Origin of the sequence: Halomonas litopenaei, from assembly GCF_003045775.1 — a bacterium.
GTDB classification, from domain to species: domain Bacteria; phylum Pseudomonadota; class Gammaproteobacteria; order Pseudomonadales; family Halomonadaceae; genus Halomonas; species Halomonas litopenaei.
Genome location: NZ_PXNS01000002.1, coordinates 72,267 through 93,698, shown reverse-complemented (window position 1 = coordinate 93,698; position 21,432 = coordinate 72,267). Strand labels below are relative to the sequence as shown.

Annotated in this window: 17 protein-coding genes; 9 read left to right on the top strand and 8 right to left on the bottom strand. The window is 64.8% G+C overall.

What is annotated here, in order from left to right; genetic code table 11:
- Positions 1–39 precede the first annotated feature (39 nt).
- The 7 genes from C6W88_RS04950 to C6W88_RS04920 are packed head-to-tail and all read left to right on the top strand — an operon-like array spanning position 40 to position 7,578.
- Entirely contained in the window at positions 40–1,626 is a 1,587-nt protein-coding gene (locus C6W88_RS04950) for a sugar ABC transporter ATP-binding protein (RefSeq protein WP_197037067.1), read from the top strand.
- Positions 1,623–2,636, top strand: coding sequence for an ABC transporter permease (locus tag C6W88_RS04945; RefSeq protein ID WP_197037066.1), 1,014 nt, complete (start codon positions 1,623–1,625; stop codon positions 2,634–2,636). The genes C6W88_RS04950 and C6W88_RS04945 overlap by 4 nt, the downstream gene beginning before the upstream one ends.
- A gap of 1 nt (position 2,637) precedes the next feature.
- Positions 2,638–3,618 (top strand): ABC transporter permease, encoded by a 981-nt coding sequence (locus C6W88_RS04940; RefSeq protein ID WP_045995138.1) that lies wholly within the window; start codon positions 2,638–2,640, stop codon positions 3,616–3,618.
- 7 nt (positions 3,619–3,625) lie between these two features.
- Positions 3,626–4,768, top strand: coding sequence for a mandelate racemase/muconate lactonizing enzyme family protein (locus C6W88_RS04935; RefSeq protein ID WP_108131709.1), 1,143 nt, complete (start codon positions 3,626–3,628; stop codon positions 4,766–4,768).
- Positions 4,769–4,810: 42 nt separating this feature from the next.
- Complete coding sequence (locus C6W88_RS04930; RefSeq protein WP_108131708.1) at positions 4,811–5,830, top strand: zinc-dependent alcohol dehydrogenase; 1,020 nt, start codon at positions 4,811–4,813, stop codon at positions 5,828–5,830.
- Positions 5,827–6,603 carry an SDR family NAD(P)-dependent oxidoreductase gene (locus C6W88_RS04925; RefSeq protein WP_108131707.1) on the top strand — a complete coding sequence of 259 codons (777 nt, stop codon included), beginning with the start codon at positions 5,827–5,829 and terminating at the stop codon, positions 6,601–6,603. Before C6W88_RS04930 ends, C6W88_RS04925 begins: the two co-directional genes overlap by 4 nt.
- A 12-nt stretch (positions 6,604–6,615) precedes the next feature.
- Positions 6,616–7,578, top strand: a complete 963-nt coding sequence (locus C6W88_RS04920) for a C-terminal binding protein (protein WP_108131706.1) — start codon at positions 6,616–6,618, stop codon at positions 7,576–7,578.
- A 248-nt stretch (positions 7,579–7,826) separates the two neighbouring features.
- On the opposite strand, the gene C6W88_RS04915 is transcribed toward C6W88_RS04920, so the two are convergent.
- The 6 genes from C6W88_RS04915 to C6W88_RS04890 all read right to left on the bottom strand — a co-directional run bounded on the left by C6W88_RS04915 (position 7,827) and on the right by C6W88_RS04890 (position 15,690).
- Positions 7,827–8,444, bottom strand: a complete 618-nt coding sequence (locus C6W88_RS04915) for a type II toxin-antitoxin system RelB family anti-toxin (protein WP_181248553.1) — start codon at positions 8,442–8,444, stop codon at positions 7,827–7,829.
- A gap of 82 nt (positions 8,445–8,526) precedes the next feature.
- Positions 8,527–8,958, bottom strand: coding sequence for a nuclear transport factor 2 family protein (locus tag C6W88_RS04910; RefSeq protein WP_108131704.1), 432 nt, complete (start codon positions 8,956–8,958; stop codon positions 8,527–8,529).
- Positions 8,959–9,085: 127 nt separating this feature from the next.
- A complete protein-coding gene (locus tag C6W88_RS04905; RefSeq protein WP_108131703.1) occupies positions 9,086–10,462 on the bottom strand; it encodes an NAD(P)/FAD-dependent oxidoreductase in 1,377 nt (458 codons plus the stop codon).
- A 48-nt stretch (positions 10,463–10,510) separates the two neighbouring features.
- Complete coding sequence (locus tag C6W88_RS04900) at positions 10,511–12,184, bottom strand: BCCT family transporter (RefSeq protein ID WP_052704185.1); 1,674 nt, start codon at positions 12,182–12,184, stop codon at positions 10,511–10,513.
- Positions 12,185–12,590: 406 nt separating this feature from the next.
- Entirely contained in the window at positions 12,591–14,783 is a 2,193-nt protein-coding gene (locus C6W88_RS04895; RefSeq protein ID WP_108131702.1) for an OsmC domain/YcaO domain-containing protein, read from the bottom strand.
- Between the two features lie 160 nt (positions 14,784–14,943).
- Entirely contained in the window at positions 14,944–15,690 is a 747-nt protein-coding gene (locus C6W88_RS04890; RefSeq protein ID WP_108131701.1) for a hypothetical protein, read from the bottom strand.
- Between the two features lie 87 nt (positions 15,691–15,777).
- Between C6W88_RS04890 and kdgR the strand changes: the two genes are divergently transcribed.
- Entirely contained in the window at positions 15,778–16,563 is a 786-nt protein-coding gene (kdgR, locus tag C6W88_RS04885; RefSeq protein ID WP_108131700.1) for a DNA-binding transcriptional regulator KdgR, read from the top strand.
- Positions 16,564–16,687: 124 nt separating this feature from the next.
- On the opposite strand, the gene C6W88_RS21845 is transcribed toward kdgR, so the two are convergent.
- Positions 16,688–16,816, bottom strand: a complete 129-nt coding sequence (locus C6W88_RS21845) for a putative transporter small subunit (protein WP_213228344.1) — start codon at positions 16,814–16,816, stop codon at positions 16,688–16,690.
- Positions 16,817–16,870: 54 nt separating this feature from the next.
- Complete coding sequence (locus tag C6W88_RS04880) at positions 16,871–18,520, bottom strand: sodium:solute symporter family protein (protein WP_375037759.1); 1,650 nt, start codon at positions 18,518–18,520, stop codon at positions 16,871–16,873.
- Positions 18,521–19,696: 1,176 nt separating this feature from the next.
- On the opposite strand from C6W88_RS04880, the gene C6W88_RS04875 reads away from it, so the two are divergent.
- Positions 19,697–21,043 (top strand): MFS transporter, encoded by a 1,347-nt coding sequence (locus C6W88_RS04875; RefSeq protein ID WP_231498534.1) that lies wholly within the window; start codon positions 19,697–19,699, stop codon positions 21,041–21,043.
- The last annotated feature ends 389 nt before the right edge of the window (positions 21,044–21,432 follow it).

Below are 21,432 nucleotides of genomic sequence, written 5' to 3'. Positions count from 1 at the left end.
GGTTGATCCCGACCTGACATTCCAACCAGGTACCACGTCATGACAGCGCTTATCGACATGCGCGACATCCACAAGCGGTTTGGAGGCACCGTCGCCCTCGACGGCGCCTCACTCACGATCGCGCCGGGTGAGGTGCACGCCCTGATCGGCCAGAACGGGGCGGGCAAGTCCACCCTGATCAAGGTACTGACCGGGGTCTACACACCGACCAGCGGCCAGATCCTGCTCGACGGCGAGCCTGTGGCCTTCTCCGGCCCGCGCCGGGCGCAGCAGGCTGGCGTTGCCACCATCTACCAGGAGCTCAACCTGGTGCCGCTGCGCTCGGTCACCGAGAACATGATGATGGGCTTCGAGCCGCTTCACTGGTGGGGCGGGATCGACTGGCCCCAGGCCCATCGACGGGCCCGCACGGTGTTCGAGGAGCTGGGGCTGGACATCGACGTCCGCCGTCCGCTCAGCGAGTACTCCACCGCCATCCAGCAGCTGGTGGCCATCGGCCGAGCGGTGTCCCAGCAGGTCAGGCTGGTGATCATGGATGAGCCGACCAGCTCGCTGGACGAACGCGAGGTCCAGCGGCTGTTCGAGGTCATCCGGCTGCTCAAGTCCCAGGGCACCTCGGTGCTGTTCGTCTCGCACTTCCTCGAGGAGCTCTACGCGGTGTGCGACTGCGCCACCATCATGCGCAACGGCGCCACGGTGGAGCAGCGCACCCTCAGCGAGACTCCGCGCCTGGAGCTGGTGGCCTCCATGCTTGGCCGCAAGACCTCGGACATCCAGGCAAGCGGCACCACCAGCTTTCGCGAGATGGAACTCGACACCGACGAGACGCTGCTCGAGGTCGAGTCCCTGGCCACCGACAAGGGCCTGCGAGGCGCCTCACTGGAGGTGCATCAGGGCGAGATGGTCGGCCTCGGAGGCCTGCTCGGGGCCGGTCGCAGCGAGCTTGCCCGCGCCCTGTTCGGGCTCGATCGCAGCACCCGGGGCAGCATGCGGCTGGCCGGCCAGCGCTACGCCCCCCGCCACAGCCGCGACGCCATCGCCGCCGGGGTGGCGCTGCTCAGCGAAGATCGCAAGGTCGAGGGCATCATCCCCGAAATGAGCGTGCGCGAGAACATGACCCTGCCCCTGCTCGGCACGCTGAGCCGTCGCGGCGTCATTCAAAGGCGGCGCGAGCGCGAACTCGCCGCACACTTTATCGAGGCGCTCAAGATCAAGACCGCCTCCATGGAACAACCCATCGGCCAGCTGTCCGGCGGCAACCAGCAGAAGGTACTGCTGGCACGGTGGCTGGCGACCCAGCCGCGACTGCTGATCCTCGACGAGCCGACCCGTGGCGTCGATATCGGCGCCAAGCGCGAGATCCAGCGCATCGTCCAGGACTATCAGGCCCAGGGCGGCGCGGTGCTGATGATCAGCTCGGAATTCGAGGAACTCGCCGAGGGCGCCCAGCGGGTGGTGATCATGCACGAAGGCCACTCGACCCGGGTGCTCGACAACCCCGGGCTCAGCGAAGACGCCCTGGTCACCGCTATCGCCACCGCCCAGCACGACCGAGCCGACGGCGCGGCCCGTGACGACGAGAGATCCCCCGCTACCGCCACCGACCACCAGGAGACCGCACCATGACGTCGCTCCACTCCTCCCGTCAGGCGACGCCCCGGTCGGCCAGCCCGCGATGGCGCCAGGCCATGCCGGTGAATCCCCGCAGCCTGGCGCTGCTCGTCGCCCTGCTGGCACTGATCCTGTTCAATGTCGCGATCACCCCCAACTTTCTCGAGTGGCAGACGCTGTCGGTCAATGTCTCCCAGGTGTCGACCATCGCCATCGTCGCCATCGGCATGACCCTGGTCATCGCCACCGGTGGCATCGACCTGTCGGTGGGCGCGGTGATGGCCCTGGCCGGTGCCCTGGCGCCGCTGATCTTTCTGTCAGAGTTCGGCCAGCAGGCGCCGCTGGCGATGACCCTGGTGGCCATCGTCGTGGCCCTGGCGGTCGCTGTGGCCTGCGGGCTGTTCAACGGCGTGCTGGTCAGTCGCTTCGGCGTGCAGCCGATCATCGCCACCCTGGTGCTGTTCATCTCCGGCCGCGGGCTGGCCCAGGTGCTGACCAACGGCAACCTGCAGACTTTCGACAATCCCGCCTTCGAGTTCCTCGGCGCCGGTCGGCTACTCGGCCTGCCCTTCCAGGGCTGGCTGGTGGTGGTCATCGCCCTGGTGGTGGCCTGGGTCATCGCCCGCACCCGCTACGGCCGCTACCTGCTGGCCACCGGCGGCAACCCCCAGGCGGCACGCATGGCCGGGGTCCCGGTGACCCGCGTCAAGCTCGCAGCCTACACCAGCTGTGCCCTGCTCGCCGGCCTCGCCGGGCTGATCACCGTGGCCATCAATTCCGCCTCGGACGCGGCCAAGAACGGCAATCTGATGGAGCTCGACGCCATCGCCGCGGCGGTGGTCGGCGGCGCCCTGCTCAAGGGCGGCAAGGCCCCCATCGCCGGGGTCATCCTCGGTGCCGCGATCATTCAGCTGGTGCGCTACACCCTGCTCGCCAACGGCGTCGCCGACGAGGTGGCGCTGGTGGTGAAGGCCGCCATCATCGTGCTGGCGGTGTATCTCCAGACGCCCAGAGGAGCCCACTGACATGACCACCGTCTCCTGGCGCCAGCGCCTTGCCGACAATGGCCAGGCCACCGGGGTCTGCGTGATCCTGCTGGCACTGGTCTGCCTCGGCCTGATCCGCTACGACAATTTCGGCAGCGCCTACAATCTTTCGTCCTTTCTCAACTACAACGCCATGTTCGTGCTGATCAGCCTGGGCATGTGCCTGGTGATCATCACCGGCGGCATCGACCTGTCGGTGGGCACGGTGGCGGCGCTGTCCTCGGTCACCGCCGCCTACGTCAGCCCCTACGGTCTGGTCCCGGCGCTCCTGGCGGGACTCGCCACCGGACTGGCGGCGGGTCTGGTCAATGCGGTGATGATCACGCGCCTGCATATCCCTCCCTTTATCGCCACCCTGGCGAGCCTGCTGGCGGCCAAGGGCACCGCCCTGATCATCAGCGGCAACCAGACGGTGCCGGTGGACTGGGCCAGCGGCTTTACCCGACTGGGGATGGAGTCGATCGGCGGCCTGCTGCCCTGGAGCTTCGCCATCACCCTGGTGGTCGGCGCCGGTCTCTGGTGGCTGCTGGAACAACGCCCCATCGGCCGCACCATGCTCGCGGTGGGCGACAACGAGGAAGCCGCCCACCTGATGGGCCTGCCCGCACGCAAGGCCAAGACCCTGGCCTACCTGATCAGCGGTGGTTGTGCCGGGCTCGCCGGGGTCTTTCTGGCCTCGGGCTTCGGCGCCGGCCAGCCGCTGGAGGGACTAGGCTGGGAGTTGACCGCCATCGCCGCCGTCGTCGTCGGCGGCACCCTGCTGACCGGCGGCAAGGGGTCGCTGGTGGCGACGCTGATCGGCGCCTTGATGCTCGGTCTGATCTTCAACCTTTTGAACTTCGAAAACGGACTCGGCACCTTCAACCTCAGCGCCTACTGGCAGATGGTCATCCGCGGCGCCTTTCTCTTCGTCGTGATCGCGATCCAGGTGCAGATCACGCGCACACGCAACACAGGATAATCCTCCCATGTCGACGATCACCTCCATCGAGCTCGACCTCTACCGACTGCCGCTGAGCGAGCCCATGGGCGATGCCAAGCATGGCGTGCACACCGACTTCGAGGTCGTGACCGCCACCGTCACCACCGCGGATGGCCACAGCGGCACCGGCTACACCTACACCGGCGGGCGCGGCGGACACGCCATCCTGGCACTGCTCGAGCACGACCTGGCGCCGATGCTGCTGGGGCGTGACGCCGGTGACATCGCCGGCTGCTACGACGACATGCTATGGCATATCCACTACGTGGGCCGCGGCGGCATCGCCGCCTTCGCCATCTCGGCGCTGGATATCGCGCTGTGGGACCTCAAGGGCCGCCGCCTCGGCCAGCCGCTATGGCAGATGGCCGGCGGCCAGGGCCGCCAGTGCCAGGCCTACTTCGGCGGCATCGACCTCAACTTCTCCCTCGAGCGGCTGCTTGCCAACGTTCAGGGCTACCTCGACCAGGGCGCCGAGGCCATCAAGATCAAGGTCGGCCGCCCGACGCTTGCCGAGGATGTCGAGCGGGTGGCGCGGGTACGCGAAGTGATCGGCCCCGAGCGTCCCTTCATGGTGGACGCCAACTACGCGCTGAGCGTCGATGGCGCCATCGAGGCCGCCAGGGCCTTCGCGCCCTACGACATCACCTGGTTCGAGGAACCCACCCTTCCCGACGACTACCAGGGCTATGCCCGTATCTCCGAGGCGACCGGCATGCCCCTGGCCATGGGCGAGAACCTGCACACCTCTCACGAATTCGGCTACGCCTTCGAACAAGCGCGGCTATCCTTCATCCAACCCGACGCCTCCAACTGCGGCGGTATCAGCGGCTGGCTCGATGTCGCCCGCCAGAGCCGCCACTACGGCCTACCCATCTGCAGCCACGGCATGCAGGAATTGCACGTAAGCCTGGTGTCGGCCCAGCCCAACGCCGGCTGGATGGAGATCCACTCCTTCCCCATCGACCACTACACCCGACGTCCGCTGGTCCTCGACCAGGGTCGCGCGGTGGCCCCGGACAGCCCCGGCATCGGGGTCGAGTTCGACCGCGACCGGATGGCCCCCCATCGCACCGGCGGTGCACGGCTCGGCAGCGACAGCGGTGCCGAGCGCCAGCAGCACAGCGCCTGAATTCTCCCTCTTCACAACGCCCCGACGACACGAGGAACCCCCATGGAAGCACTGGTCTATACCGGCCCCCGCCAGGTCGAGGTCACCGAGGTGCCGGAGCCCGCCGAGCGGGCCGGCGCCGTCAAGGTTCGCATGCTCTACTGCGGTGTCTGCGGCACCGACATCGGCATCTATTCGGGCAAGCACCCGCGCGCCCAGGCGCCCCTGGTGCTGGGCCACGAATTCGTCGGCCGAGTGGAGCAGACGCCGCCGGACTCGCGCTTCGCGGTGGGCGACCGAGTGGTGGCCTACCCATTGATCTCCTGCGGCGACTGCCACCCCTGTCGCAACGGCACCCCGCATGTCTGCGCCAACCTGCGCCTGATCGGCATCGATCGTGACGGAGGCATGACCGACCATCAGTGGATCGACGAAAGCGTGCTGTTCAAGGTGCCGGACAGCCTGTCCGATGAGGTGGCGGCGCTGGTGGAGCCCCTGGCGGTGGTGGTCAGGACGCTGCACCAGGCACGCTTTGCGCTGCTCGACAGCGCAGTGGTGATGGGCGCCGGCCCCATCGGCCTGTTGACCGCCATCGTGCTGCGCCACTCAGGCGCCTCCCGGGTGATCGTCTCCGACGTCGACGAAGGCCGCCTGGGACTTTGTCGCCAGCTCGGCTTCGATACCGTGGACGTGCGTAGCGAGAGCCTGGTCGAGCGGGTGGCCAGCGCCACCGGCGGCGACGGCGCCGACGCCGTGTTCGAGTGCTCCGGCGTCGAGAGCGCGGCGCTGGAGATGACCAAGGTGGTGCGCGTCGGTGGCACCATCTGCCTGACCGCCACCCACAAGGCGGCCCACGCGGTCAATCTGATCGACGTGAACTTCAAGGAGCTGACCCTGATCGGCTCCCGGGTCTACACCCACAAGCAGTTCGGCGACGCCCTGACTCTGGCCGACACCCTGGCCGATGAACTGCGCCAGACCATCACCCAGGTGGTGCCGCTGTCCGACGCGGCCGGTGTCTTCGAGATGATCGCCACGCCCTCCCTCAACACCGTCAAGGTTCTGGTGGACTGCCAATCATGAAGCTGTTCGATCTACACGGCCGCAAGGCCATCGTCACCGGCGGAACCCGGGGCCTCGGCCTCGGCATGGCCGAAGCCCTGCTCGAGGCGGGCGCCGAGGTCGTCATCCTGGGCTCGTCGGACAAGGTCCATGAGGTCGCCTCGGGCCTGTCCACGTCGACCAGCGCCTGTCATGGCGTGGTCGTCGATCTGGCTAGCCGCCAGCAGCGCAGCGAGGGCTTCGACGCTGCCCTTGCCAAGCTCGGCGGTCGCCTCGACATCCTGGTCAACGCCGCCGGCGTCCAGCGCCGCCACCCTTCCGAGCACTTCCCCGCCGATGACTGGGAGGCGGTGCTCGAGGTCAACCTCACGGCGGTGTTCGAGCTGTGTCAGCTAGCCGCCCGGCATATGCTCGAGCGCGACGTCGAAGGGCCCGACGGCCAGGGCAAGATCATCAATATCGCCTCGCTGCTGTCGTTCTTCGGTGGTATGACGGTGCCGGCCTACGCCGCCAGCAAGGGCGGCGTGATGCAGCTGACCAAGGCCCTGGCCAACGAATGGGCGGCCAAGGGCATCAACGTCAACGCCATCGCCCCGGGCTACATGGCCACCGACATGAATAGCGCTCTGCTGGCCGACGAGGGTCGCAACGCCGAGATCACCGCACGCATTCCCGCCGGGCGCTGGGGCAATGGCGACGACATGAAAGGACCGCTGCTGTTTCTGGCCTCCCCTGCCTCGGACTATGTCCACGGTGTCACCCTGCCCGTCGATGGCGGCTACCTCGGCCGCTGACAGGAGACTTGCATGAAGATCGTCTTTACCGACCTCGATCACGCCAACTACGACGTGGAAACCGAGATCTTCAAGCGCGCGGGCTTCGATGTCCCGCTGCTTGAATGCCAAAGCGAAGATGCGCTGATCGAACAGCTCCAGGGCGTCGATATCGCCCTGAACCAGTACGCCCCCTTCACCCGCCGGGTATTCGAGGCCCTGCCCGATCTCAAGCAGATCGTGCGCTACGGGGTCGGCGTCAACAACGTCGACCTCGAGGCCGCCAGCGCCGCCGGGGTCCAGGTCTGCAACGTCCCGGACTACGGCATGCACGAGGTCTCCGATCACGCCCTGGCGCTGAGCCTGGCGCTGATTCGCAAGCTGGTGCCGATGAACGCCGGCTGCCAGGCCGGACGCTGGGAATACGCCGATGCCATGCCGATCCGACGCCAGACCCGGATGACCGCCGGGGTGGTCGGCCTGGGTCGCATCGGTCGGCTCTACGCCCGCAAGATGGCGGCGCTGGGCTTCAATGTCATCGCCCACGACCGCTACCATCAGCCCAACGCCGAAGACGGCACCGACCAGCTTCGCTGCCTGGAACTCGATGAGTTGTTCCGGGAGGCCGACGTGATCGGGCTGTTCTGCCCCTTGACCGAGGAAACCCGCCATCTGGTGGACGCCGCGGCGCTGGAACGGATGAAGGACTCGGCCTATCTGATCAACACCTCTCGTGGCGGCATCATCGACGAGACGGCCCTGGCCCAGGCCCTGAAGGAAGGCAGGCTTGCCGGCGCCGCCCTGGACACCACCGAGCAGGAACCCTTGCCCGCCGACAGCCCGCTCAGGGGCATCGACAACTGCCTGATCACGCCGCACATGGCCTGGTATTCAGAAGACGCCGCGCAAGAGCTCAAGCGCAAGGTGGCCGAGGAAGCGGTGCGCTTCGCCAGTGGCGAGAGGGTGCTGTGGCCAGTGAACCGACTGCCTGCCTGAAGGCCTCGCCGGCCACCGAAAAGCCTGCCTGGAGAGAACGCGTGGAGAGAACACGTGGAGTGAACGCCCGGACACCGCTCCGGGCGCCTTGGGCGTCGTCCGAAAAGTCGACGAGCGAAGGCCAGACAAGGCAACAATCGGTGAGAAAGCGCAGTTTACGGGGTATAAACGAGCATGTTTACCGGACTGACGCACCAGCCGATTTTTAACGCCGTGTTACCGAGCGCAGGCACTTTCTCAGACAAGCCCTAGTAGTCGACCCCGGTCATCACCCATACCACCCGGGTCTCGATATCGCCGGGGTTGCGGATAAGGTGGGGCTGGTCGCCGGTGATGGAGAAGCTGTCGCCCGCCTCCAGCAGATGGCATTGATCACCGATGGTGAGTTCGAGCTGCCCGGCTTCGACGTAGCCGGCCTCTTCGCCCTTGCGCTGCCTGGGCACCTCACCGCCACTGCCGCCTGGTTCCAGCCGCGTCATGATCAGAATCAACTGGCCGCTGAGACGCGGCGACAGCAGCTCTTCACGGACGCCGATGCCTGAAAATTCCATGGCCCGGCGGCCGGAGGCGCGCACGATCACGTCCCGCTCGTGCTCGGGCACGTCATTGTCGGCCTCGAAGAACCAGCTCACCCGCACCCCCAGCGCCTCGCTGATCGCCTGCAGCACGCCGATGGGCAGCGACGACGCGCCCCGCTCGACCTGGCTCAGATAGCCCACCGAGCGGTTGACCCGTTCGGCAAGCTCGGCCAGCGTCATCTGACGCGCCTTGCGCAGATCGCGGATCTGCTGACCGAGCCGCAGGGCGTCCTGACCCTCGCGGGTATCCCGGGTGGCCTCCTTGCTGGCGTCCTTCGTCCTGGCCATCGCTTTTCCCATCATTATTGGCGTGGACCTAGACTACCAGAGGCTCGACCGGGGGCTAAGGCATCGCACGGCGACTAAGGCGTCAACTGGGGTCAAAGGCGGGACGCTGCTTGCGAAACGCCTGCTTGCGGGTGATCTTGCCATCTCGCACGCTGAACAGATCGACCCCGTCCGCCTCGACTCGCTTGCCGTCTGGCTGGGTGGCGACGAAGGTCGACTCGGAGACGATACGCTCGCCGCCAGCGCCTGGCCCATCGCTGCCACCGTCGGCGACGCCGGCCATGACAAAGTAGTGCCTGCCGTTGATCCACTGCACGTCAGGCATGGTGCCCCAGGTGTTCTCGAAGGCCGCCTTGACGGCCTCCCAGCCCTCTATGCGGGTGCCATGGGCCTGGTCCCCGGCGACGGTATCGAAGACGATATCGTCGGCAAAATAGCTCATCACCGCGTCGATATCGTGGGCGTTGAAGGCCGCGAAGAGGCGATTGAGTGTCTCGTTTGTCATTGTCGTCATGGGGTTTGTCTCCTGTCGGGACATGTTGGCCGCTGTGTGTAGCGGTCGTTACGAGTCACGGTTGTGCGTAGCAGTTGTCGTGAATCGTGGTGGTGAGAAGAGGACGCCCGGCCCTCCATTGCCATGGCTATCGCAGGCTGTCGAGCACCTGGAAATACCGGTAAAGGGCACGCTGGCCCAGACGACGCACCGGCCTCAGCGGGTGCCCGGGCAAGGGCGAATTGAAGATCGGCAGGTCGGCCTCCTTGAGCGATTCTCCGGCGATCAGCGCCGCCATCTTTTTTGAGGCGTAGGCGGAAAATGCCACGCCATTGCCGCTGTATCCCTGGGCGTAGAAGATGCTGCTGCCGGGGTCCGGCTGCACGATCCTCGGCATCATGTCGTGGGAGATATCCATCCAGCCGTGGGAAAACCAGGGCGTCTCGATACCGGCGATGGCCGGGAACTTTCGTGCGATGGCATCGTGGACCACCTTGAGGTGTCGCGGGTTCTGGGCGTCGGCACCGCTGATCGCGCTACGGGTGCCGATCTGCAGGCGCCTTTCCGGCAGAAAGCGATAGTAGTAGCGCAGCTTGCGGGTATCGGTGGTCAGCACAGTGGAACGAAAGCCGCAGGCCTCGACCTCGTCGTCGGTCAAGGTCCGGGTCCACACCGAGTTGGCCATGATCGGCATATTGCGGTAGGCCGTGACTCGGTGCAGCTGGGGGCTGGTATAACCCGCGGTGGCGATGCCCACGGCACGCGCCCGCACCACACCCCCCGGGGTCCTGAGGTGATGCACCCCACCCTCGGTGGTCCAGCCCTGGACGGGGCTTGCGGTGTGAATCCTGGCTCCGAGCCGCCGTGCCACCCGGGCGTAGCCGTAGGCCAGCTTGAGCGGCTGAACGGCGATTCCCACCGGCTCCAGCATGGCGCCCTGGGCCTCCTGGTCGCCGATGTAACCCTCGAGCACATCATCGCGGCCGAGCACTCGAGTCGGGTAGCCCAGCAGCCGATTGCACAGCCGTGACTCCTCCTTGAGTCCATCGAGTGCCTTGGCGCTGTGAGCGATCAACAGGTTGCCGTGGTTCTGCGGCTCGCAGTCGATCTCGGGGTCCTCGGCCATCGACTGGAACACCTCGAAGCCCTCGAGGCTATTGGCGTGAAGACGCCGGGCGACGTCCTGGCCCCAGCGCTTCACCCACTGGCTGCGACTCAGGCGGCCCCAGGCGAGATGCCCCTGGCCGCCATTGCGGCTGGTGCAACCCCAGCCGATCTGGTTGGCCTCCAGCACGGTCGCCTTGATGCCGTACTCACGCGCCAGAAAGAGCGCAGTGGCAAGGCCTGTAAAACCAGCGCCGATCAGCACCACGTCGACGTCCATGTCGCGATCCACCGGGCCGTCGTCCTGCGGTGGAGGCCCGGCGTGATGGCGCCAGTAGCTCGGCGCGTAGTCCCGCCCGACACCGGGAGTGGCGTCTTTCAACGGGTCATAGCTGGGGTCGAACGGCGTGAGTACTGACATCAGACACTCCTCCTCGATGGTTGGCGGCAAAGGACGACGACACGGGGTTCAAGCTCGATCATCACTATGCCTCTCGCCATTGGCTCCCTGGCGGCCGATCTTGTAAGGCACCATGCCTCGGTAGAAGACGCCGATCCTGTCGTTGTGCACACCGCCTTTCTTGGCGGACTTGAGCATCCGGTAGACCGACACCATGTAGGCGATACCCACCACAAAGAACGGAGCACCGACCACGATGGCGAGGCTTCTGATCGCGTCGAAGCCACCGGTCAACTGGAACATGATGCCGGTGAACCCGATCACCACGCCCCACAGCAGGCGCATCGACACCTTGGGGTTTTCATCGCCGTTGGAGACCTGCATGGCGGCAAAGAAGGACGCCGAATCGGAGGTCGTCACCGCGAAGATGACGATATTGAAAAGCACCCCCAGACTCAGCCACCAGCCACCCGGCATGCTCTCGAGCAGGGCATAGATCCCCGACTCGGGCTTTTGCTGCACGCCTTCCCATAGAGGCGCGATACCGGTGACCTCGACGTAGCCGGCGGAGCCTCCCCAGATGCTGAACCAGCCGATTGCCAGCAGCATGGGCACCAGGATCACGCCGACGATGAACTCGCGCAGGGTCCGGCCGCGGGAAATCCGCGCGATGAAGCCGCCGCAGAAAGGGATGTAGGAGATGTACCAGAGCCAGTAGAACACGACCCACCAACCGAGCCATTCACGCTGCTCGAAGTTGCCGGCATCGCTCCAGAACTGCAGCGCAAAGACCTCGCCGAAATAGTCGCCGACCTGCTGGGTGGCAAGGTTCAGCAGATATTGAGTGGGCGCATGGCCGAAGAACAGCAGCGCCAGCAGAATCGCCCCAGCCATCACCATATTGGCCTGGCTCAGCACCTTGATGCCGCGCTCCACACCGGTGGCGGCGGAAATCACGTAGGCCACGATCACCACGATCATCACCAGGGCCTGGCCGACGGGACCAAGGTCCCATCCGAACAAGGTCGCCAGACCGTAGTTGATGGAGGCCACCCCGAGCCCGATCATGGTGGCATTGCCGCCGATCGTGCCGATGATCCCCAGGGCATTGGCCAGGCGCCCCCAGACACTGGTGTTGCAGCGCTCTCCCAGGATGCCATAGAGACCGGTGGCCACCGTCAGCGGCAGGCCCAGGCGGTAGGCCGGAAAGGCGATCGCCCAGGCGGCGATGGCAAATACCGCCCAGCCATGCATGCCCCAGTCCAGCAAGGTCAGCTGGACCGCCTTGGCGACCCCGGCGGCTTCTCCCGTCGCCCCCATGTCGATGACGTGGGAGGACTGATAGAGGTGGGTCAACGGCTCGGCCACGCTGAAGAACACGAAGCCGATGCCAAAGCCGCAGCTGAACAGCATCGAGATCCAGGCACCGTAGGAGAACTCCGGCACCTCATCGTCGGCGCCAAGCTTCAGATCACCATAGGGGCTGATCACCAGGTAGAGACAGAACAGCAGCGCGCCCCCCATCCCCAGCAGAAAGCCCCAGCCGAAGTTGAAGATCAGAAAGTCGCGGGTCGAGGACAACACCTGACCGGTCAGGGTCGGAAAGAACAGCGCGCAAGCCATGATCAAGCCGTAGATCAGCAGCACAGGCCAGAACAGCGAGCGATCATACTGGCCGAAGATGCGGCTGACCGGTCCCGCTGGCGGATGGCTTTCGACATTCGTTATCGATTGTTGGGTCATCGAAAACTCCTTGGTGGGTGACACCCGAAGGCGGTGGCGCGCCGCCAGGCCGCAATCCCGGCCTCCGCGACAACGCCGCCGACTTCGAGCAATAGCTGGCGTAAAACGCTTTGACTTCACAAAAATGAAAAATAGCAGCTATTTTTTCACCAACAAGAAAATAATGGATTTATTTTAAGAATCTCGACCAAAGTTCTAGCCTGGCGTCCATCACTCAGATGCCATCCAGCGCGCCAGGAAAGCGGCCCATATGCCGGAACATCAGCACCTTGGCGAGACAGGCGCGTCTGTCCCCAAGCGCTGTACGAAGCGCAGACGAAAACGCCCCCGACGAAGTCCGTCGGGGGCGTTGGTGTTGCAGGCCATCGGCGCCTGGCCGTTACACCGGCGCCGGTGGCAGGGCTGATCAGCCCTTGGCTTTGGCCAGCTGAGCCCTGCGCGCGTGCAGTTTCTTGTAGCTCTCGATCAGGCGCTGGTGCTTTTCCAGCCCTTCGAGCGCCATGCTGGTCGGGGTAAGGCCAGGGAAGCGTAGCTCGCCGCTGACCGCGTTGACCACGCTGTCCATGGTCTCGTCCCCGAACATGCGGCGCAGGTTGTAGAGGAAGTCATCGAGCATTAGCTCGTCGTCCAGGGTGATTTCCAGCACCGCCCGCACCGCCTGGTAGTAAAGGCCACGCTCGACGGTGTTGTCGTTGTACTGCAGGAACATCTCGACCCGATCCAGCGCCTCCTCGTGCTGGCCGAGCGCCAGGTGAAGCATCAGCTTGAGCTCGAGGATCGTCAGCTGGCCCCACACGGTGTTCTCGTCGAACTCGATACCGATCAGGGTGATGATGTCCATGTGCTCGTCGATCTGGCTCTCTTCCAGGCGCTCGAGCAGATCAGCGAGCCGGTCGTCGTCGAGACGATGCAGATTGAGGATGTCCTCGCGGTAGTCCAGCGCCATGTTGGTGTTGTCCCACACCAGGTCCTCGACCGGATAGACCTCGGAATAGCCCGGCACCAGGATGCGGCAGACCGGCGCGCCCAGGTCCTCGTGGACCATCATGTAGGCTTCCTTGCCCATCTCCTCGAGGATGCCGAACAGGGTCGCTGCCTCCTCGTCGTTGCTGCCGGAGAAGTCCCACTCGACAAACTCGACGTCGGGCCTGGCGCTGAAGAAGCGCCAGGACACCAGCCCGGAGGAGTCGATGAAGTGCTCGACAAAGTTGTTGGGCTCGGTCACCGCCAGCGAGTTGAAGGTGGGCGGCATGAAGTCATTGAGGCCCTCGAAGCTGCGCCCCTGCATCAGCTCGGTCAGGCTGCGCTCGATGGCGACCTCGAAGCTCGGGTGGGCACCGAAGGAGGCGAACACGCCGCCGGTCTTGGGGTTCATCAGGGTCACGCAGGCCACCGGGAACTGGCCGCCGAGGGAGGCATCCTTGACCAGCACCGGGAAGCCCTGGGCCTCCAGCGCCTTCACCCCTTCGACGATGTCCGGATACTTCGCCAGCACCTCCTCGGGCACGTCTGGCAGCGCCAGCTCCTGCTCGAGGATCTGGCGCTTCACGCCGCGCTCGAAGATCTCCGACAGGCACTGCACCTGGGCCTCGGCCAGGGTGTTGCCGGCGCTCATGCCGTTGGACAGGTAGAGGTTCTCGATCAGGTTGGAGGGGAAGTAGATCACCTCGCCATCGGACTGGCGCACAAAGGGCAGCGCGACGATGCCGCGCTCGACATTTCCGGAGTTGGTGTCGATCAGGTGGGAGCCCTGAAGCTCGCCGTCGGGATCGAAGATCTCCAGGCAGTAGTCGTCGAGGATGCCCTTGGGCAGCTCGTCATTGGGCCCGGGCTTGAACCACTTTTCACAGGGATAGTGGACGAACTCGCTCGAGGCGATCTCCTCGCCGAAGAACTGATCGTTGTAGAAGAAGTTGCAGCTCAGACGCTCGATGAACTCGCCCAGCGCCGAGCACAGTGCGCTCTCCTTGGTCGAGCCCTTGCCGTTGGTGAAACACATGGGCGAGGCGGCGTCGCGGATGTGCAGTGACCAGACGTGGGGCACGATGTTGCGCCAGGAGGCGATCTCGACCTTCATGCCGAGCTCGGCAAGCATCCCGGTCATGTTGGCGATGGTCTGCTCCAGCGGCAGGTCCTTGCCCTCGATCCAGGTGCTCTGGCCCTCTTCCGGCTCCGCCATCAGCAGCGCCTGGGCGTCCTCGTCGAGGTTCTCCACCGTCTCGATCTGGAATTCGGGACCGGTCTGCACCACCTTCTTCACGGTACAGCGCTCGATGGAGCGAAGGATGCCCTGGCGGTCCTTGTCGGACAGGTCCTCGGGCAGCTCTACCTGGATCTTGAAGATCTGGTTGTAGCGGTTTTCCGGGTCGACGATGTTGTTCTGCGACAGCCGGATATTCTCGGTGGGGATATCCCGGGCGACGCAGTAGACCTTGACGAAGTAGGCGGCACACAGGGCAGACGACGCCAGGAAATAGTCGAAGGGGCTCGGCGCCGAGCCGTCACCCTTGTAGCGGATAGGCTGGTCGGTAACGACGGTGAAGTCGTCGAACTTGGCCTCGAGCCTCAGGTTGTCGAGAAAATTGACCTTGATTTCCATGGAGTCAGCACCGGAGTAATGGGTTTGGGTCGTCGGACACTCGCCACCGACAACGCCTTTGGGGCGCATTATCCAGTTTTCCCCCGGCGACGTCTTGGCCAGCCGGATGAAATTTGCTCGTGATGGCGTGGCGAGTCGACCTCCTGCCGCCCCCAGCCCCTCAACGCCTCAGGAGTCGCGAGATTATCAACTGACACACGGCCACGATCATAAAGAAGCCTGCGCCGAGCCAGGTATCGGCCAGCACCGCCAACAGCAGCGATACCAGCGCGACGTACCGCACCAGTCGCGGCGCCAGCTTGCGCGACGGCCCACCGCTGTCCGGCGTGGTGTCCGCGGCCACCGGGCGCTCCAGCCGGGCAAACAACTCGTCGACCTCTGCCTGGCGGGCGGCGCTTCTGGGCGGTGCATGGACGAAACGCGCCAGATAGACGAAACCCACCACGCTGACGACCTGCAGCACCAGCGAAACCGCCAGCTTGATATCGACCAGTTGGGAGGGATGGATCGACGGCAGGCCGAGCCATTGGCTGAACGCCTCGACGTCGAGCCACAGATAGCTCGTGGTGGTCACCAGGATACCCACCAGCACCCCGCCCCAACCGGCCCAGTCAGGGGCGCCGGTCCTGGCGATGGACAGCATGGCCGGCAGCGCCAGCGGCATCTGGAAGATCACTCCGAACATCACCATGATGTCGAACAGGCTGAGGTGGTGGACCTGGCCCAGGGCGATGGCCAACGTCACGATGATGACGGCACCGATCACCAGGGTGACGAAGGCCACCCGAACATCGAACACCGCGCCGAGAAACAGTGACACGCCATAGAGCGCGATGGAGGCGGTCATCAGGGTGAGAAGGATCTGGCTCACCACATAGAAGAGTTGGGTGACCCTGCCGTAGCTCATTCGAATATTGCAGACATACGACTAAAGACGTATAACTCGAAACCAAGAGATAAAACCCTATTTCACAATTTCTGGAATCTTGGCCCTATGGCTACTGAAGCGAAGGTCGACAACGTCACAGCGGTACTCAAGGTCATGGCGATCCTGGAGGCTCTGGATGAGGGCGGAGAATCCAGCCTGGCGATGCTGTCCCAACGCGCCGTGATGTCAAAGAGCACCGCCTATCGCTTTGTGCAGACGCTCAAGAACCTGGGCTACGTCGCCCAGAATCCGGAAAGCGAGAAATACCGGCTGACGATGAAGGTCTTTGCGCTTGGCAGCTCGGCGCTCGGCAAGGCCGACCTGATCAAGATGGCCGATCCCGACATGGCGGCACTGTCCGAACTGACCCGCGAAGCCGTGCACCTGGGCACCCTGGACACCTCCACCGCCGAAGTGATCTACGTGCACAAGTACAACTCTCACTTCAACCTGTGCATTCACACCCGCATCGGCGACCGTAGCCCGGCCTACACCAATTCCATCGGCAAGGCCCTGCTGGCCCACCTGCCCCCGGCGCAGCTCGACGCCCTGCTCGCGAACGTCAAGTTCGAACCACGCACCCAGAACACCGTGACCACCGAAGCGGCACTGCGCGAAGAGCTGGCCGAGATCGCCGAGAGCGAGCTGTCCGAGGATCTCGAAGAGATGGATGAAGGCGTCTGCTGCTTCGCCACCCCGATCTTCGATCACACCGGGCGCGCCATCGCCGCCCTGAGCATGTCGATCCCGAGCATCCGCTACCACCAGGACAAGACCTCGGAGTACAAGCGCATTCTGGTCGAGGCCGGTCGCAACATTTCGGGCAACCTGGGCTACCTGGCGCGGCGCTGACGCGACCTCCCTGCCCTGCTGCCTGCCATGACGAAAGAAGCCGCCCCTTGGGGCGGCTTCTTTGGTTGCGGCCTGTCCCTCGCATCAAGGGCAGGTGTCGCAACGGGTCAGTGCGAGTTGCGCCTCACACCAGGGTGCGGTGGCCCTTTTTCGCCTCACGACGATCGCGGGCAACGGCGCGGCAGATCAGCAGCAGCACGCCCAGGGTGAGCGCAGGCCAGATCAATACGTAAAAGCCAAAAAGCAGAGTCATGGGGAATCTCCGTCGGTGGGCGCCGCCAGCCTGCGGCGCCCGTCAAACAAGGGTTCAGCGCTGGGTCGCAAGCCCTGCCGGGGCGGACTTGGACGGGCGCTCGTCGGCTACCGTCACGGCCTCGGCGGCATCATAGTTGCCGACCCGCTCGGCGATGGTGTCGAAGTCGAACCGCTCGCGGCTGGCGAGGCTCATCACCACGCACACCAGGGTGCTGGTGCCGTAGGCGGTCAGCGACGCCAGCAGCACCGTGTACTCCCTGAGGAAACCGGTGGCGAACACCAGCATGGCGACAAAGGCAGCGAGCCCGGCGACGGCGCCGGCCACGCGGCCGAGGAAGCCGAACACCATCAGCGCGATGATGATGCCGCCACCGATGCTGGCCAGGAACTCGAAGCCAAGACCGGCCACACCGGTCATCGGCAGCCATTCAAAACGCGCCACGCAGAAGGTCACCATGGCCACCAGCACCGAGGTGGTGAAGGCCGCGTTGGTGACCCGGCTCCAGAAGCAACTGGCGATCACCGGGAAGACGATGGCCCCCCACAGTGCCCCGACGAAGACCAGCATCACCAGGATATCCAGCGAGAAGCTGGCGAAGACGATACCGATGGCGGTGGCCACGATCATGGTGATGCGCCCTACCAGCAGCATGCGGCGGGGGTCGGCCTTGCCTCGAGCGATGTTCTTGCCGTAGACGTCGGCCATCATGATCGCCGACAGTGCCGACAGGTCGGAATCGGCGGTCGAGGACAGCGAACCGATCACCAGAATAAAGAAGGCAGCGATGAACACCGGCGGCAGGTAGCTGGACACCATCTGCGGGATCAGGTTGTTCATGTCACCGTTGAGCGGCTCGACCCCCAGGGTCAACGCCATCAGGCCGATCATGCCAAGGCCGATGACGATGGCACCGTAGCCCACGGTGGCGGTGAGGAAGGTCGGCTTGATGTGATCCTCGTTCACCGCGAACAGACGCTGGGAGATGGTCTGGTTACCGATGGCATAGGCCAGCACCGCAACGAAGAAGGGTGCGCCCTGATTGAGGATGGCGTCCATCGAGAAGAAGTTGGCCTGCTCGGCGGTGAGGTTGTCGAGCCCGGCCACCAGTTCAGTGGGCCCGCCCATGGCGAAGAACACCGCCGGGATGATCACCACGGCGATCGCCATCAGCGCCACCAGTTGGGCGAAGTCCGTCAGCACCGAGGCGCGGAAGCCCGACCATAGCGTGTACAGCAGCACCCCGACACCGGCGATGATGACGCCGGCCTGGAACGACAGCGGCGACAGCACCGATACCAGCGCCCCGGCGGCGGTGAAGTTGACCATCAGGCTGATGATGCTGCCCAGCAGGTTCGATAGCGCCAGGATCAGCTGGCTGGAGGAGCCGTGGCGAGCGTGGATCAGTTCGCCCAGGGTGTGGGCGTTGGGCGCCAGCCGCCGGAAGCGGCGGCCGAACGGATAGATGAACAGGATCATCAGCGCGCCCCACAGCCCGTAGTGGATCGGGCCGGACACACCATAGGTATAGCCGGAAGTGGCAGCGGCGTAGAAAGAAGCGGCCCAGATCCAGGTGGCCGTCATGCTGGCGGCACCGATGCCGAAGCCGACCCGGTGGTTCGAGACCATGAAGGCGTCGGCGTCTTCCTTCTTCTTGCGGATGCTCAGGGTCAGCAGGTAGGTGCCGCCATAAAAAGCGATCATCAACAGGATGACCGTCAGGGTCGAAAACTGGTGGAGGGAGGCGCTATTCAAGGGCAATTCTCTTGTTGGTGGAACACAGGCGAGCGACGGTTCATGCGAACGCATGCCGGCACTTCACCGCGAAAAACTCACTAGACGAGCACGACAACGCCACAGGAATTCCGCCCACGAAAAGGACGAAGCTTCCTCGGGATCATTGAAGTCTCAAGGGCCGAAATAAAACGGATTACTGCCGCTTTTTCGGTACAGAAAGGCGTCGGGACGCGCCGCAGCACATGGCCAGCCATTGCAGCAGAGGCAGGCGGGCCGACATTGCGACAACCGGCGGGGCGTATCGAAGACGCCAGCAGACCACTGGTGGGTCAGGGAGGCGGGCGGCGCGGCATGCAGCGGCCCTGGTCGGTGTAGTGGGGCGACATCTCGGTCCTCTCCAGCGACAACGCAGGAACAGCATTAGACAAGACAAACAGGTCCCCGCCGGGCCATTGGCCCCGGGGTAATCCAGTCGGGAAGGTGCTACATCCATCCAGCGATGGCACTTCTCCTGGCGGTATAACGCCAGCTTGGCATCGGATCGCGAGCCAGGATAAGGGCTCGGCGTCCAGAGCGACGTGACGCCTGTAAAAGGCGGGATAAAACCATCGCTGCGGCGCACATACCCTACTGTGCTGTGCAGAAAATGTCCAACCTGACGGACGAAGGATAATTTACCCATTTTCGACCAGACGTCAAGATAGCGAAAATCCCGCGGCTCGCGACGTAACCTTTCCTGCATTAAACCCAGTAACGCCCCCCTGAATCTGCTTCGGCAATAGACGGATACACCAGAAAAAATCAAGCGAACGATAGCGTTGAATTCGATGCTCCCAGGACGATTGCTCGCACGCGACAGAATACCCGCTTGGACCTGGTACGCATCGGTTACGGCCGCGAGTTCGACCAACTACGATGCTATGGAGTCGTCGTCGGGTCAGCGTGCTGGACGGCCAAGATGAGTTCGGGCGTTCGTGGCAGAGCATCAAACGATGCCTTGCCGGCAACAACATGGCGCCCCTTGCCGATCAGCGGTACGCCGAACACACTGACGATTAGCGGCGGCGGCGATGGACCGGCGCCGCGGTACCCCAGCCGACAACAGACTTCCGTCGCCCCCTCCCCCGGACAAGCGAGGCCGCCGTGACCACATCGACTCCCACTTCCACCCTGTCGGCGGCCTGGAGCCTCTGGGCGCTGCTGCTCGGCGTCGGCCTGCTGATGCTCGGCAATGGCCTGCAGGGCAGCCTGCTCGGGGTGCGCGCCGCCGAGGAATCCTTCGGCAACACGGTCACCGGCCTGGTGATGTCGGCCTACTTCGTCGGCTTTCTGGCCGGCTCCACCCTGACCCCACGCAAGCTTCGCGACGTCGGCCATATCCGGGTGTTCGCCGCCCTGGCCTCGATCACCTCCATCGCCATCCTGGTCCACGTCATGTTCATCGACCCCTGGGTGTGGGCGGCGATGCGGTTAATGACCGGCTTCGCCTACGCCGGGCTCTACGTGGTGACCGAAAGCTGGCTCAACGGCCACGCCAGCAACCACCTGCGCGGGCGACTGCTGGCGTTCTACATGGTCATCAGCTATCTCGGCATGGGCGGCGGCCAGTTGCTGCTGAACGTGGCCGACCCCAGCGGTATCCTGCTGTTCTTGATCGTCTCGATACTGATGTCGCTGGCGCTGGTGCCGATCCTGTTGAGCTACACCCCGCAGCCGGACACCAGCCAGCCCGAGGCGATGAACCTGCTGCGCCTGTATCGACTGTCACCGCTGGGCACCCTCGGTTGCCTGCTGACCGGGATCGCCAACGGTACTGTATTCGGCATGGGCGCGGTGTTTGCCGCCAACCATGGCCTGGAAACCCACCAGATCGCCGCCTTCATGGGGGCGTTCATCCTCGGTGGGGCGCTGTTTCAATGGCCGCTGGGCAAGCTCTCCGACAAGACCGATCGCCAATGGGTGATCCTCATCGTCGCCGCCCTGGCCACCGCCTTCTCGCTGGCCGGGCTGCTGTTCGACCAGGGCGCAAGCCATGCGCTGACGCTGCTCGGCGTGCTGCTGGGCGGCACCACCCTGACGCTCTATTCACTGTTTCTCGCCTGCGCCAATGACGTCCTGACGCCGCAGCAGACGGTGTCCGCCAGCAGCAGTCTGGTGCTGGCGCTCGGCATCGGCGCCATCCTCGGCCCGCTAAGCACGGGGCTATTGATGGACCTGCTGGGCTCTGCCGGCTTTCTGTGGGACCTGGCGCTGATCCACGCGCTTATCGTGGTCTTCGGCGGCTACTGCCTGTGGCGCTATCCGAACCAGCCGTCGGACACCCACGGCCACTATGTTGCGGTCCCCGCCGGCACCGCCTCCCTGGGGGCGACCTGGGTCGAGGAAGCGGCCGACGATCCGGTGCAGCTCGACCTGGAACTCATGGAAGCAGACGAGGAGTCCTCCCTGGAGGAAGGCCCGGCGAGCGCCGCCGAACCCGGGCGCAGCTGACAGGCCCCTGCCGAACGCGCCCGCCAAAACACGCCTACCGTCGTCTTTTCCTGCCGGCGCCTTGCGCTGGCGGGCCTCGCATCACCGCCGATTCCCCTTCCCACCTCCAGCGGCGTCTTCTACTGCCGGCCGCCTTCTGCCAGATCGTCGTCTTGCCTGGTCGTCGCCGCGCCTGGTCGTTAGCCATCTGCTGCTTGCCTGCCTCTCTGCCTCTCTGCCTCTCTGCCTCTCTGCCTCTCTGCCTCTCTGCTTCTTGCCCGGCCTGCTCTTCTTTCCTGACCTGCTCGTTCGCCCGGCCTGCCTGGCGAAGCGCTCCGCCTCTGCGCCACGCATACGTTGTCTGTGCATGCCGCCGCTGAGGAAGGCGATATCTACTCGGCCCCTGCACC

What these genes read in the sequence shown, in the direction of transcription:
- C6W88_RS04950 (WP_197037067.1), top strand. Translation starts at nt 40, where the DNA reads ATGACAGCGCTTATCGACATGCGCGACATCCACAAGCGGTTTGGAGGC.
- C6W88_RS04945 (WP_197037066.1), top strand. Translation starts at nt 1,623, where the DNA reads ATGACGTCGCTCCACTCCTCCCGTCAGGCGACGCCCCGGTCGGCCAGC.
- C6W88_RS04940 (WP_045995138.1), top strand. Translation starts at nt 2,638, where the DNA reads ATGACCACCGTCTCCTGGCGCCAGCGCCTTGCCGACAATGGCCAGGCC.
- C6W88_RS04935 (WP_108131709.1), top strand. Translation starts at nt 3,626, where the DNA reads ATGTCGACGATCACCTCCATCGAGCTCGACCTCTACCGACTGCCGCTG.
- C6W88_RS04930 (WP_108131708.1), top strand. Translation starts at nt 4,811, where the DNA reads ATGGAAGCACTGGTCTATACCGGCCCCCGCCAGGTCGAGGTCACCGAG.
- C6W88_RS04925 (WP_108131707.1), top strand. Translation starts at nt 5,827, where the DNA reads ATGAAGCTGTTCGATCTACACGGCCGCAAGGCCATCGTCACCGGCGGA.
- C6W88_RS04920 (WP_108131706.1), top strand. Translation starts at nt 6,616, where the DNA reads ATGAAGATCGTCTTTACCGACCTCGATCACGCCAACTACGACGTGGAA.
- C6W88_RS04915 (WP_181248553.1), bottom strand. Translation starts at nt 8,444, where the DNA reads ATGGCCAGGACGAAGGACGCCAGCAAGGAGGCCACCCGGGATACCCGC.
- C6W88_RS04910 (WP_108131704.1), bottom strand. Translation starts at nt 8,958, where the DNA reads ATGACGACAATGACAAACGAGACACTCAATCGCCTCTTCGCGGCCTTC.
- C6W88_RS04905 (WP_108131703.1), bottom strand. Translation starts at nt 10,462, where the DNA reads ATGTCAGTACTCACGCCGTTCGACCCCAGCTATGACCCGTTGAAAGAC.
- C6W88_RS04900 (WP_052704185.1), bottom strand. Translation starts at nt 12,184, where the DNA reads ATGACCCAACAATCGATAACGAATGTCGAAAGCCATCCGCCAGCGGGA.
- C6W88_RS04895 (WP_108131702.1), bottom strand. Translation starts at nt 14,783, where the DNA reads ATGGAAATCAAGGTCAATTTTCTCGACAACCTGAGGCTCGAGGCCAAG.
- C6W88_RS04890 (WP_108131701.1), bottom strand. Translation starts at nt 15,690, where the DNA reads ATGAGCTACGGCAGGGTCACCCAACTCTTCTATGTGGTGAGCCAGATC.
- kdgR (WP_108131700.1), top strand. Translation starts at nt 15,778, where the DNA reads ATGGCTACTGAAGCGAAGGTCGACAACGTCACAGCGGTACTCAAGGTC.
- C6W88_RS21845 (WP_213228344.1), bottom strand. Translation starts at nt 16,816, where the DNA reads ATGACTCTGCTTTTTGGCTTTTACGTATTGATCTGGCCTGCGCTCACC.
- C6W88_RS04880 (WP_375037759.1), bottom strand. Translation starts at nt 18,520, where the DNA reads ATGATCGCTTTTTATGGCGGCACCTACCTGCTGACCCTGAGCATCCGC.